Here is a 12,651-nt window from a genome sequence, read left to right as displayed (position 1 = left end):
GCCGGGGCGTGTCGCGCGCGTCAGCCCACGGGGACGAGGAAGCCGTCGCGCACGAGCCCGCGCACGTCGGGCAGGAGCTCGCCCGCGAGGTCCTCGGCGCCGACCTCGAACAGCGCGGCGATCGCGCCCACGAGCTGCCCGACCGTCAGCTCGCCGTCGCTCGCGCCCACGAGCGCCGCCAGGCCCGTCGTCGCCCGCACGGCACGGCCCAGGCCGTCGCCCTGGCGCAGCAGGACGACCGTGGGGTCGGGCGCGCCGGGCGTGTGGAACCGCTCCTCCGTGACGTCGGGCGCGACGGCGAGCCGCTCGCCCCCGAGGGCCGCGTCGTCGCGCGCCGCGAGCCAGTCGTGCGCCGCGAGCGACGCCGCGAGGTGCGCGCCGAGCGGCTGGCGCACCGACCCGGTGTGCTCCTCGAGCCGCCGCAGCGTCGGGCGGGCGCCTGCGAGCGGACGGCGCAGCGTCACGATGCCGAAGCCCACCGCCTCCACGTCGCGCGCGGCGAAGTCGTCGAGCCACGCGCCGTACGCCGCCGCCCACGCCGCGGGCTCGCGCTCGGGGGTCGTGCCGCCGTCGCGGATCCAGGTCTCGGCGTACTCCGCGGGGTCGAGCACCTCGCGCTGGATCACCCAGCCGTCGAGGCCGGCCTCGTCGAGCCACGCGCCCACGCGCTCGTCCCACGGGATCCCGCGGCGGTGCTCCCAGTTGCCGAGGAGCTGCGCGACGCCCCCGGGCTCGAGCACGGCCCCGACGCCCGTCACGAGGTCGCGCACGAGGTCGTCGCCCGACCGGCCGCCGTCGCGGTACTCGTAGTCCGGGAGCGCGGCCCCGGCGGCGCGCGGCGTGATGACGAACGGCGGGTTCGACACGACGAGGTCGAAGCGCTCGCCCGTGACCGGCTCCAGCATCGAGCCCTCGCGCAGCTCGACGCGCCCGGTCGCCGGGCCGTGGGGTGCGGCTCCGGCGGCGGGGCCCGACGCCTCGTCGAACGCCGCGTCGAGCGCCGCGTTGAACGCGGCGAAGCCGAGCGCCCGGCGCGAGATGTCCGTGCCGACGACCGCGCGCGCGTGCCGCGCGGCGTGCAGGGCCTGGATGCCGCAGCCCGTCCCGAGGTCGAGCACGCGCCCGACCGGCGTCCGGACGGTCACCTGGGCGAGCGTCAGGGACGCGCCGCCCGCACCGAGCACGTGGTCCGGGGCGAGCCGGCGACCCGTCGCGAGCTCGCCCAGGTCCGACGACAGCCACCACGTGACGGGGCCCGCGGCGTCGGTCGCCGCGTACGGCCGCAGGTCGACGAGCGCGCGCACCGCGTCGTCGTCGCCCGCGCCCGCCGCCTCGACGAGGCCCAGCCGCCGTGCGCCGTCGACGCCCGTCCGCCCGAGCGCCGCGTCGAGGGCACGTCGGGGCACGTCGTCCCCGAGGAGGAAGAGGGCAGCGAGCGCGGCCGTCGGGTCGGCCTGCTCCGGACCGCGGTCGCGCAGCGCGCGCCGCGCGGGCACGGCCTGCTCGCGGTGCAGCGCGGCGGACGCGACGGGGCCGAGCGCGCGCTCGACGCCGTCGACCGTGAAGTCCGCCGCCGCGAGGTCCTCGCGCAGCGTCGCCGCCGCGGCCGCGAGGTCGGCAGGCGCGAGGCCCGCGCCGGGCGGGACGGGGCCGGGCCGGTCCGCGACGGTGCGCGACGACGGGCTCGGGGTGCTGGAGGCGGGAGGCATGGGTCCATCCTCACCGATCCCGCGCGCGCGACCGTGGGCTCGCGCCGCCCCGGACGCGACGGACCCCCGGCGCGCCGAGGCGTGCCGGGGGTCCGTCGGGTTGCGTGGGGGACGGCGTGGTCAGCAGTTCTGCGTGCCGTAGACCGCGACGTTCTGCGCCGAGGTCTGGAAGGTCTCGTCCGTCATGAGCGACATGATCGAGGAGGTGTCGGCGTTCGCCGGGTCCTCGACCGCGGTCTCGAGCGTGTCGGTGAGCTGGCGGAAGACGCCGGTGACGTTGTCCCAGTCGGTGCTGATCTCGGCCGGGGCCTCCGCGGCCTCGAGCGACGCCGTGAACGTCTCGAACTGCGTCACGGCGGCGGCCGGGTCGCTCGTGTCGATCGAGCTCAGGGTCGTCTGGGCGTCGAGCAGGGCGTCGTAGGCGGTGCAGAAGTCGCCCGACGCCTCGGTGTCGCCGGACTCCTCCTCGGTGGGCTCCTCGGCCGGGGTGGTCTCCTCCTCGGCCGGGGTGCTGGTCTCCTCCGCCGCCGTGGTGTCGGAGTCGGTGCTCGCGTCGTCGCCGGAGCCGCCGCAGGCGGCCAGGCCGAGCACGAGGAGAGCGCTCGTCGCGAGGGCGGTCGTGGTCTGGGTGATCGTCAGTCGGGTGCGCATGACGACCATGGTTTCCCACGGACGCGCGTCGCGCGCCCTCAGGACCGCGAAGTGGGGACCGCTCCCCATGTGGCCATCGCCACGGGGTGAAGTTCGGCCGGGAGGTCAGAGCGCGCAGTCGGCCCGGAAGTACTCGGTGACGGCCCGCGACGACGACGTGAGAGCGGCCGTGTCGATCCGGCGACCCACACGGTCGATCGCCCGCGACAGCTCGCCCGTGTCCCGCGTGCCCGTGGCCTCGACCTCGTCCGCGATCATCGTGAGGTAGGTCGTGACGACGGCCCAGTCGCGCGCGACCGCCGCGGGCGGGGTGGCCCCGGCGAGCGTGTCGCGGGCGGTGGTGAACCCCTCGACGAGCGCCACGGGGTGCTCCACGGTGAGGTTCACCTGCGCCTTGGCCGCCGCGGCCCACGCGACCTCCGCCTCGCGGCACGCCGGGTCGACGGCGCCCGCCCCCGCGTCCGCGCCGCCGTCCGGCGCGGTGGTCGCGCCGGGGACCGTCGTGCCGCGATCCGCGGGGTCGGGGTCCGTGCCGTCGGACGGCGCCGCGTCGCCGTCCGCGGGGTCCCCGGCGCCCGGGGAACCGGGCCCGGGAGCGGCCGGCGGGGGCGGTGCGGCGGCGGGCGCAGAGCCCGGGAGCGACACGACGTCGAACGCCCCGCTCGCCACGACCGCGAGGCACAGCCCGGCGACGACGGCGAGGACCGCGGCATGGGCCACGGCGCGCACCGGTGATTGCATGGCCCCTATGATGACGCCTCCCGCGCGCGCGAAGAACCCCGCGGGCCGGGCCGGCCCACGGGGTCCTCACGGTCGCCGCGGCGTCAGCCCATCGTGTTGACGATGAGGCCGATGTGGGTGAAGAAGTTCATCGCGCCGAACAGCAGGAACGCGACGCCGGACAGGCCCCAGGCCCACCCGATGACGACCCGCACGACGCGGCGCCCGGAGCGGACCGCGAACGGGAAGAGGATCGCGCCGACGCCCACGAGCGCGATGAGCCCGGACATGAAGATCGCCTCGACGAGCGGGTAGGCGGCGAACGCGCCGGAGATCGGCTCCTCCGGCGGCGCGGCGAAGAGCTGGTACGTCACGCCGGCGATCGCGATGGCGACGAGGCCGAGGCCCATGCCGAGCACGAACACCGAGACGGGGCGCGCCACGGCCTGCAGGTGCTCGGTGGCGTCGGCCCGCTCGAGCGCGGCACGGCCGCGCGTCCACAGGTAGAACGCTGCGGCGAGGAGCAGCACGCCGAACGCGAGGCTCGTCTCGCCGAAGATGATGTTGTCGAACGGGAAGCCGCCCGCGGCGAGCGGCCACGTGAGCGTCATGTGCAGCCCGGTCGCCGTGAGGATCGTGCCCAGCACGCCGAACGCGAGCGACCAGCCCTCGACGACGATCTTCCCGGGCGCCCGCAGGAGCTCGCGGCCGAGCATGACCAGCAGGATCAGCCCGGCGCCCACGGCGACGGACATCACGGTGTTGTAGGTGGGCATCTGCGCCCAGTCGATGACGAGCCCCTCGGCGGCGACCATCCTTCTCCACTCCTCGTTCGTTCCACGGGCCGCGCTCGCGGTCCGAGGGCGATAACCATACGCACGTATAGGTTATTCCTCACTACGATGGCCGCGTGGACGACGCTGCGGGTGCCCGGGACCAGTCGGCGACGAGCGGCGCGCGGGGCGCACGCGCCACGGTGCAGGGGCGCAGCGCGCAGCGGCAGCGCGCGATGGTCGGCGCCGCCGCGCACCTGCTCATCGACCAGGGCTTCGCCGCCGTGACCCATCGGCAGGTCGCGCGCGCCGCGGGCGTGCCGCAGGGTTCGGCCTCGTACTACTTCCCGACGAGCGCCTCGCTCGTCGCCGCGGCCGTCGAGGCAGCGGAGGACGTGCGCGCGACGGCCGCGCAGGAACGCGCCGACGCGCTCGCCCACCGGCGTCGCTCGAGCACCGCGACGGCGCGCGAGCTCATCGAGACGCTGTACGCCCCGCACGTGGACGACTCGGTGGTCGACGTGCGCCTCGACCCCATGCTCACGGCCATGCGGGACCCGGCGCTGCGGCCCATCATGCGCGCGTCGCGCCCGCGCCTGCTGGCCGCCGCGCGGACCGTGCTCGACGCGTCGGGTCACGGGCACGTGACGGACACCGACCTCGTCGCGCACGTCGTGGACGCGGCGCTGCTCTCGGGGGCCGCCGCGGAGGACGGCCACGTGCTCGACCACGCCGCGCGGACCGCCGCGCGCTTCCTCGACCACTGGCGCTGAGCGCAAACTTACTGACCAGTTACTTGGTTTCCCGGTAGAGTGGCGGCGCCCGGTCCGCCGACGCCGTGCCTGCACCCGCGGCGCGGCCGGGTGCCGTCGCTGCCGCCGTGGAAGGACCGTCCGTGAGCACCCTGCCCTACCTCGACCCCGCCGTGCCCGTGGCCGACCGCGTCGAGGACCTCCTCGCCCGCATGACGCTGCCCGAGAAGGTCGGCCAGATGCTCCAGCTCGACGCGCGCGACGGCGTCGGACCCGCGGTGCTCGAGAAGCACGCGGGCTCGCTGCTGCACACCTCGCCGGAGAACGTCCTCGCCGCGCACGAGCTCACCGGGCGGACGCGGCTGCGCATCCCCCTGCTGATCGCCGAGGACTGCATCCACGGCCACTCGTTCTGGGTCGGCGCGACGATCTTCCCCACGCAGCTCGGCATGGCCGCGACGTGGGACCCCGCGCTCGTGGAGAGCGTCGCGCGCGCGACCGCGGTCGAGGTCGCCGCCACCGGCGTCCACTGGACCTTCTCCCCCGTGCTCTGCATCGCGCGCGACCTGCGCTGGGGCCGCGTCGACGAGACGTTCGGCGAGGACCCGTTCCTCATCGGCGAGCTCGCGTCCGCGATGGTCCGCGGCTACCAGGGCGACGGGCTGTCCGACCCGACGGGAATCCTCGCCACGGCGAAGCACTTCGCGGGCTACTCCGAGACGCAGGGCGGGCGCGACGCGAGCGAGGCCGACATCTCGCAGCGCAAGCTCCGGTCGTGGTTCCTGCCCCCGTTCGAGCGGGTCGCGCGCGAGGGCTGCGCCACGTTCATGCTCGGCTACCAGTCCATGGACGGCGTGCCCGTCACCGTGAACGGCTGGCTGCTCGACGACGTCCTGCGCGGCGAGTGGGGGTACACCGGCACGCTCGTCACCGACTGGGACAACGTGGGCCGCATGGTCTGGGAGCAGCACATCCAGCCCGACTACGTGCACGCGTCCGCCGCGGCCGTGCGCGCCGGCAACGACATGGTCATGACGACGCCGCGCTTCTTCGAGGGAGCGCTCGAGGCCGTCGACCGCGGCCTCGTCGAGGAGGCCGCGATCGACGCCGCCGTGCGACGCATCCTCACGCTCAAGTTCCGGCTCGGCCTGTTCGAGGACCCCCGCCGGCCGGACGTCGCGCGCCAGCAGGCGGTCATCGCGTCGGCCGAGCACACCGCGGTGAACCTCGAGGTCGCGCGCCGCTCCCTCGTGCTCCTCACCAACGACGGCACCCTCCCGTTCGCGGGCGGGCTCGCCCGCGCCGCCGGGGTGCCCGACGGCCGGGCCCTCGCCCCGGACGGTGCGCCCGCCCGGACGATCGCCGTCGTCGGCCCGAACGCGGACGACGACCACACCCAGCTCGGCGACTGGGCGGGCGCGTCGGGGCAGGCCGACTGGCTGCCCGACGGCCACCCGCGCGAGATGACGACGACCGTGCTCGACGGCTTCCGCGCGCTCGCCCCGGAGGGCTGGGCCGTGACGCACGCGCGCGGCGCCGACGTCCTGACGCTCGCGCCCGACCCCGAGGGCGAGCTGTTCCCCGACGGGCAGCCCCGGCCGCAGGTCGTCGTCCCCGTCGCGCCCGACGACGCGCTGATCGCCGAGGCCGTCGCCGCCGCGCGCGACGCCGACCTCGCCGTCGCGGTGGTGGGCGACCGCATCGAGCTCGTGGGCGAGGGCCGCTCGACCGCGACGCTCGAGCTCGTCGGCGGCCAGGTCGCGCTGCTCGACGCCCTCGTCGCCACCGGCACCCCCGTGGTCGTGGTCGTCGTCGCGTCGAAGCCGCTCGTCCTGCCGCCGTCGGCGCACGCGGCGGCGGCGGTCGTCTGGGCGGCCAACCCCGGGATGCGGGGCGGCCAGGCCGTCGCGGAGCTCGTGCTCGGGCTGATCGAGCCCGAGGGGCGCCTGCCGATCTCGTTCGCGCGCCACGCCGGCCAGCAGCCCACGTACTACAACGTGGTCCGCGGCCAGCACGGCGTCCGCTACGCCGACCTCACGCAGAGCCCCGCGTTCGCGTTCGGCGAGGGCCTGAGCTACACCACCGTCGAGTACGACGGCCTGCGGGTGCTCGGCACGGAGCACGGGCCCGACGACGTCGTGCGCGCCGAGGTCACGCTGACGAACACCGGGCCGCGCCCCGTGCGCGAGACCGTCCAGGTCTACGTGAGCGACACCGTCACGTCCGTGACCTGGGCCGAGAAGGAGCTCAAGGCCTACCGCAAGGTGGACCTCGCGCCGGGCGAGTCGACGACCGTCGGCCTCGAGGTGCCCGTGGCGGACTGCACGCTCGTCGACGCGCGCGGGCGCCGCGTCGTCGAGCCGGGCGAGTTCGAGCTGCGCGTCGGGCCGTCGTCGCGCGAGGACGCGCTCCTGCGCGCGACGTTCACCGTCACGGGGTAGCCCCGAGGGCTCCAGGCACGCGCCGTGCGCGTCACGGAGGGCGCCCGGGTCGACCCGGGCGCCCTCCGTGGTGCGGGGTGGCCGCGCGTCAGGCGCCGGTCGCGACGCGCTCCCGCTCGACGGCGGACTCCTCGCGGTCGACGCGCGCCGCCCGCAGCCGCGACATGATCACCGCGCCGAACGCGATGGCGGCCGCGACGACCGCGATCCCGATGCGCAGGACGTGGTTCGCGTCCTCGGGCACGCTCATGAGCACCACCGCCGGCGCGATGAGCACCGACACGAGGTTCATCACCTTGATGAGCGGGTTGATCGCGGGGCCGGCGGTGTCCTTGAACGGGTCGCCCACCGTGTCGCCGATGACCGTCGCGTCGTGCGCCGGCGAGCCCTTGCCCCCGTACGCGCCGTCCTCGACGATCTTCTTCGCGTTGTCCCACGCCCCACCCGAGTTGGCGAGGAACACCGCCATGAGGACGCCCGCGCCGATCGCCCCGGCGAGGAACCCGGCGAGCGGCCCGACGCCCAGGCCGAAGCCGACGGCGATGGGCGCGAACGCCGCGAGCAGACCGGGGGTCGCGAGCTCGCGCAGCGAGTCGCGCGTGCAGATGTCGACGACCTTGCCGTACTCGGGGCGCTCCTGGAACGTCATGATCCCGGGGTGCTCGCGGAACTGGCGGCGCACCTCGAACACGATCGCGCCCGCGGCGCGGGTCACGGCGTCGATCGCGAGGCCCGAGAACAGGAACACGGTCGCGGCACCGAGGATCAGGCCCACGAGCGTGATCGGCGAGATGATCTCGTAGTCGAGCATCGACGCGACGAGCCCTCCGCCCACCCGCTCGACGTCGGCCATCGCGTGGCTCATCGCGTCCGCGTACGACCCGAACAGCGCCGTCGCGGCGAGGACGGCCGTCGTGATCGCGATGCCCTTGGTGATGGCCTTCGTCGTGTTGCCCACGGCGTCGAGGTCCGTGAGGATCTGGGCCGCCTCCTCGTCGCCGTCGCCCGACTCGCCCACCGACATCTCGTAGATGCCCTGGGCGTTGTCGGAGACGGGGCCGAACGTGTCCATCGCGACGATGACGCCGACCGTCGTCAGCAGGCCGCACCCGGCGAGGGCCACGAGGAACAGCGCGAGCCACACGGACCCGCCCGCGAGCAGGAACAGGCCGCAGATCGCCGCGGCGATCACGCCCGCCGTGTACACGGCCGACTCGAACCCGACCCCGATGCCGGACAGCACGACCGTCGCCGCGCCCGTGCGCGAGGTGGCCGCCACGTGCAGGGTGGGCTTCGACGTCGTCCCGGTGAAGTAGCCCGTGATCCACAGGATGATGCCCGCGAGGACGATGCCGATGACGACGGCGAGGCTCGCGACGACGCGCGGGTCCGCCGCGATGCCGGACAGCTCGCCGAGGTCCGCCGTGCCGTCGAGCGCGGCGAACGACGACGGCAGGTAGACGAACGCCGCGACGGCCGCGAGCGCCGCGCCGACGAGCGCCGACAGGTAGAAGCCGCGGTAGATCGCCTTGAGCCCGTTCTCCTGGCCCCGCACGCGAGTGATGAAGACGCCGAGCACCGCGACGAGCGCACCGAGCGCCGTGACGACGAGCGGGAAGACGAGACCCTCCTCGCCCATCGCCGCCTTGCCGAGGATGAGCGCGGCGACGAGCGTCACCGCGTAGGACTCGAACAGGTCGGCCGCCATGCCCGCGCAGTCGCCGACGTTGTCGCCCACGTTGTCCGCGATCGTGGCGGCGTTGCGCGGGTCGTCCTCCGGGATGTGCTGCTCGACCTTGCCGACGAGGTCGGCGCCGACGTCGGCCGCCTTGGTGAAGATCCCGCCGCCGACGCGCATGAACATCGCCAGCAGCGCCGCGCCGAACCCGAAGCCCTCGAGCACCGCCGGGGCGTCGCCCTTGTAGACGAGCACGACGCCCGCGGCGCCGAGCAGGCCGAGCCCGACGACCGACATGCCGACGACGCCGCCCGTCCGGAACGCGATGCGCGCGCCCTCCGAGCGCCCGCCCGGTCGGGTCGCGGCCGAGGCGACGCGCACGTTCGCGCGCACCGCGAGCCACATCCCGAGGTAGCCGATCGCGGCCGAGAACCCGGCGCCCACGAGGAACGCGACCGAGCGCCCCACGCGGATGCCGCCGTCGCCCGGCAGCAGGAACAGGAGGCCGAAGACGATCGCCGCGAACAGCGCGAGCGTGCGGAACTGGCGGCTCAGGTACGCGCCGGCGCCCTCCTGCACGGCCTGGGCGATGTCCTGCATCTTCGCCGTGCCCTCGTCCGCGGCGAGGACCTGTCTGCGCAGGACGACCGCGAAGGCCAGGGCCACGAGGGCGATCGCCGCGATGACCGCGACGATGGTGAGACTTTCCGTACCGAGCGTGAGCATCCGTCCTCCTTGACGAACCGCGCGACCGTCGCGCCGGTCCCCTGCCGGAGCGATGGGGGTGAGTCTACGCACGTGTGTCGTACGTCACGACCACTCGTGCAGGACGTCACGAGCGTGCTCGGCGACAGCGCCCTCGGGCGTGTCAGCCCGGCGGACGCGCGGCCCCTGGGCGGGGGCCCACGGCGAGGCGCGCGACGGCGTCGGGCCGGGTGAGCGGGTAGAGGTGGCCCTCCCCCGCGAGCCCGACGCGCGGGACCGCAAGCCGGTCCGACAGCTCGCGCTGCGCGCGCAGGAACCGGGCGCTCGCGCGCAGCCCGGTGACGAGCAGCGGCTCGACGCCCGCGGGCAGGCGGTGGCCGTCGTCGAGCAGCGCGCGCACGCGCGGCGCCTGCTCCCAGCTCGCGAACCACTGGTGGGCGAGCAGGGTCCACGCGTCGCGCGACCCGTAGCGGGCGCGGGCGACGTCGCGCGGGAGACGGTCCGGCGCGCGCGTGACCACCCGCACGCCCGCGCGGCGCAGCGCCGGCCCGGTCACGGCGAGACCGGCCGCGAGGGCGCCCGCCACCGCCGTGCCCGCCCGGGCGGCGACGGTGCCCGTGTGCAGGGCCGGGAGATGGACCTCCCACGGGCTCGTCGGGTCGAGGAGCACGAGCCGCCGGACCTCGCCCGGGTGCAGCAGCGCCCACTCGATCGCCGTGAGCCCGCCCACGGAGTGCCCGACGAGGTCCACGGGCTCCGACCCGTCGACACCGAGGCCCGCGCGCACCACGTCGACCGGTCCCGTCACGGGCACGCGCCACGCGTCGAGGACCCGGACGTCGTCGGTGCCGGACGCAGCGCCGAGGGTACGTGCGAGCGGGGCGAAGTCCTCGGGCGTGAGCGCCAGGCCCGGCAGGACGACCCAGGTCATGCGGACTCCCTCTCTCGCGGTGCGCGACCACCCTACGGAGCGCTCCTGGGCGTGCGTAGGGTGGAGCCCGTGTCGACGCCCAGCACCCCCGTGACCGACCCGACCCCGCACGACCGCGCCCTCGCGCACGCGCACGACCTCGCGACGTTCGTCGAGGCGTCCCCGTCGTCGTACCACGCCGCCCACGAGGTCGCGCGCCGGCTCGAGGCCGTCGGCTTCGAGCGCCTGGACGAGACCGCGGCGTGGCCGTCGGCGACCGACGGCGAGGGCGGCGGGCCCGCGGGCGGGCGGTACGTCGTCGTGCGCGACGGCGCGGTGATCGCCTGGGCCGTGCCCGCGGGCGCGACCGCGACGACGCCGTTCGCGATCCTCGGCGCCCACACCGACTCCCCCGGCTTCAAGCTCAAGCCGCGCCCGAGCGTCGGCCGCGAGGGCTGGTGGCAGGCGGGCGTGGAGGTCTACGGCGGTCCGCTGCTCAACTCGTGGCTCGACCGCGAGCTCGAGCTCGCCGGGCGGCTCGTCACCGCCGACGGCGAGGAGCACCTCGTGCGCACCGGTCCCCTGCTGCGCATCCCGCAGCTCGCGATCCACCTCGACCGCGCCGCGAACGACGGGCTCACGCTCGACAAGCAGCAGCACACGCAGCCCGTGTGGGGGCTCGCGTCGGCGTCCGGTCCGGCCGGGTCCGACGTCGCGGGCGCGCCGCACGGGACGAGCGGCGGGGACGTGCTCGCCGAGCTCGCGCACCACGGGGGCGTGCGGGCGAGCGAGGTCGCGGGGTACGACGTCGTCGTCGCCGACACCCAGGCACCCCGCGTGTTCGGCGCGCACGACGCGTTCCTCGCGTCCGGGCGGCTCGACAACCTGCTGTCGGTGCACGCCGGCCTCGTCGCGCTGCTCGAGGTCGCGGGCACGCCCGACCGGCCCGTCGAGGGCGCCACGATCCCCGTGCTCGCCGCTTTCGACCACGAGGAGATCGGGTCGGAGTCGCGCTCCGGCGCGTCGGGCCCGTTCCTCGCCGACGTGCTCGACCGGGTCGCGGCCGGCCTCGGCGCGACGGCCGAGGAGCGGCACCGCCAGCTCGCGGGGTCGCTGTGCGTGTCGAGCGACGTCGGCCACTCCGTCCACCCGAACTACCCCGAGCGGCACGACCCCGCGAACCGGCCCCTCGCCGGCGGCGGGCCGATCCTCAAGATCAACGCGAACCAGCGCTACACGACCGACGCGCACGGCGCGGCGGCGTGGGCACGCGCCTGCGCCCGGGCCGGGGTGCCGAGCCAGGAGTTCGTGTCGAAGAACACCGTGCCGTGCGGCTCGACCATCGGGCCGCTCACCGCGACCCGTCTCGGCATCCGCACGGTCGACGTCGGCGTCCCCATCCTCTCGATGCACTCCGCGCGCGAGCTCACCGCCGTCGTGGACCCGTGGTACCTGTCCCGCGCGGTGCTCAAGATCTTCCAAGGCTGAGCCCCCCCACCTCCACCCCCTTCACCGGCCGAGCAGGCGGTTCCGGCCCGTCCAGGACACCGGACGGACCACGACCGCCTGGTCGGGCAGCCGCGATGGCCTGGTCGGGACCAGTCAGGGGCGTTCCGCGCGGGCGCGGACGCCGCGCAGCATCTTCTGCGTCATGAGGAAGCTCACCGGCTGCACCGCCTCGACGATCGCGCGGCCCGCGGCGCCCAGCGGCAGGTACCGCTCGCGGACGAGCAGACGTGACCGGAGCGTGCCGTCCGGCCCCGGCGGGAGCGGCCGCACGACGAACGCCCACGAGAACCGGAACGGCATCGTGTCCGGCTGCCCGGGCCCCGGCGCACCGAGCAGCACGAGGTGCGAACCGGGCTCGAGCGCCGCGACCCGCAGCACGGCCTCGTCGGCCAGGTGGACGTCGTCGCCCACGGCCAGGCCCTGCCAGCGCTCCTCGATCGCGTCCGCGCTGCGGATGCCCAGGCCGACGAGGTCCTCGAGCGCGTCGTAGGAGTAGAAGCCGCCGCGGCCCTGGCCGAGCTGGACGAGCCACGGCCAGACGGCGGCCGGCGGCGCGTCGACCGTCACGGCCCGCGTCGCGACCACGGCTCGCGCGTCGGGCACGAGGTCGTCGCCCGGGAGCACGCACTCGTGCTCGCCCTCCCAGGTGCCCCACGTCTGGGTCAGGCGCCGGGTGAGCAGGAGCGCCCCGACGGCGAGCGCCGTCGTCGTCACGACCCGGACCCCGCGCCACGCTGCCATGCGTCGATCGTCGGCCGTGCGCCCCGCCCCGCGCGAGGGCCGGAGGTCCCGAGCACGGCGGC

At 75.6% G+C, this 12,651-nt stretch carries 10 protein-coding genes; 3 read left to right on the top strand and 7 right to left on the bottom strand.

The window, feature by feature from the left end:
• Positions 1-20: 20 nt before the first annotated feature.
• From AC3WT4_RS15100 to AC3WT4_RS15085, 4 genes are all read right to left on the bottom strand, one after another.
• Complete coding sequence (locus tag AC3WT4_RS15100) at positions 21-1,709, bottom strand: DUF7059 domain-containing protein (RefSeq protein ID WP_257419154.1); 1,689 nt, start codon at positions 1,707-1,709, stop codon at positions 21-23.
• A gap of 120 nt (positions 1,710-1,829) precedes the next feature.
• Positions 1,830-2,360 carry a hypothetical protein gene (locus AC3WT4_RS15095; RefSeq protein ID WP_143031253.1) on the bottom strand — a complete coding sequence of 177 codons (531 nt, stop codon included), beginning with the start codon at positions 2,358-2,360 and terminating at the stop codon, positions 1,830-1,832.
• A gap of 105 nt (positions 2,361-2,465) precedes the next feature.
• Positions 2,466-3,101 (bottom strand): hypothetical protein, encoded by a 636-nt coding sequence (locus tag AC3WT4_RS15090; protein WP_492315815.1) that lies wholly within the window; start codon positions 3,099-3,101, stop codon positions 2,466-2,468.
• A gap of 83 nt (positions 3,102-3,184) precedes the next feature.
• Complete coding sequence (locus tag AC3WT4_RS15085) at positions 3,185-3,895, bottom strand: DUF981 family protein (protein WP_021482095.1); 711 nt, start codon at positions 3,893-3,895, stop codon at positions 3,185-3,187.
• Positions 3,896-3,990: 95 nt separating this feature from the next.
• On the opposite strand from AC3WT4_RS15085, the gene AC3WT4_RS15080 reads away from it, so the two are divergent.
• Positions 3,991-4,626, top strand: a complete 636-nt coding sequence (locus AC3WT4_RS15080; protein ID WP_492315814.1) for a TetR/AcrR family transcriptional regulator — start codon at positions 3,991-3,993, stop codon at positions 4,624-4,626.
• A gap of 122 nt (positions 4,627-4,748) precedes the next feature.
• Complete coding sequence (locus AC3WT4_RS15075; protein WP_257418939.1) at positions 4,749-7,046, top strand: exo-beta-d-1,3/1,6-glucosidase; 2,298 nt, start codon at positions 4,749-4,751, stop codon at positions 7,044-7,046.
• 88 nt (positions 7,047-7,134) lie between these two features.
• Here AC3WT4_RS15075 and AC3WT4_RS15070 read toward each other — a convergent pair whose 3' ends face one another.
• Positions 7,135-9,450, bottom strand: coding sequence for a sodium-translocating pyrophosphatase (locus AC3WT4_RS15070; protein ID WP_492315813.1), 2,316 nt, complete (start codon positions 9,448-9,450; stop codon positions 7,135-7,137).
• A 142-nt stretch (positions 9,451-9,592) separates the two neighbouring features.
• Positions 9,593-10,360 carry an alpha/beta fold hydrolase gene (locus AC3WT4_RS15065; RefSeq protein ID WP_074810341.1) on the bottom strand — a complete coding sequence of 256 codons (768 nt, stop codon included), beginning with the start codon at positions 10,358-10,360 and terminating at the stop codon, positions 9,593-9,595.
• A gap of 69 nt (positions 10,361-10,429) precedes the next feature.
• Between AC3WT4_RS15065 and AC3WT4_RS15060 the strand changes: the two genes are divergently transcribed.
• Positions 10,430-11,827 carry a M18 family aminopeptidase gene (locus AC3WT4_RS15060; protein WP_428978496.1) on the top strand — a complete coding sequence of 466 codons (1,398 nt, stop codon included), beginning with the start codon at positions 10,430-10,432 and terminating at the stop codon, positions 11,825-11,827.
• Positions 11,828-11,941: 114 nt separating this feature from the next.
• Here the strand turns inward: AC3WT4_RS15060 and AC3WT4_RS15055 are convergent, their stop codons facing one another.
• Positions 11,942-12,589 (bottom strand): SRPBCC family protein, encoded by a 648-nt coding sequence (locus AC3WT4_RS15055; protein ID WP_257418938.1) that lies wholly within the window; start codon positions 12,587-12,589, stop codon positions 11,942-11,944.
• Positions 12,590-12,651: the final 62 nt, after the last annotated feature.

It is taken from the genome of Cellulosimicrobium sp. EB106-03-01-XG111 (assembly GCF_058792115.1).
This window is presented reverse-complemented; position numbering and strand designations above follow the sequence as displayed.

Excerpts from the sequence above, each read along its gene's own strand:
- AC3WT4_RS15085 (WP_021482095.1), bottom strand. The coding sequence starts at position 3,895 with ATGGTCGCCGCCGAGGGGCTCGTCATCGACTGGGCGCAGATGCCCACC.
- AC3WT4_RS15100 (WP_257419154.1), bottom strand. The coding sequence starts at position 1,709 with ATGCCTCCCGCCTCCAGCACCCCGAGCCCGTCGTCGCGCACCGTCGCG.
- AC3WT4_RS15090 (WP_492315815.1), bottom strand. The coding sequence starts at position 3,101 with ATGCAATCACCGGTGCGCGCCGTGGCCCATGCCGCGGTCCTCGCCGTC.
- AC3WT4_RS15065 (WP_074810341.1), bottom strand. The coding sequence starts at position 10,360 with ATGACCTGGGTCGTCCTGCCGGGCCTGGCGCTCACGCCCGAGGACTTC.
- AC3WT4_RS15055 (WP_257418938.1), bottom strand. The coding sequence starts at position 12,589 with ATGGCAGCGTGGCGCGGGGTCCGGGTCGTGACGACGACGGCGCTCGCC.
- AC3WT4_RS15095 (WP_143031253.1), bottom strand. The coding sequence starts at position 2,360 with ATGCGCACCCGACTGACGATCACCCAGACCACGACCGCCCTCGCGACG.
- AC3WT4_RS15070 (WP_492315813.1), bottom strand. The coding sequence starts at position 9,450 with ATGCTCACGCTCGGTACGGAAAGTCTCACCATCGTCGCGGTCATCGCG.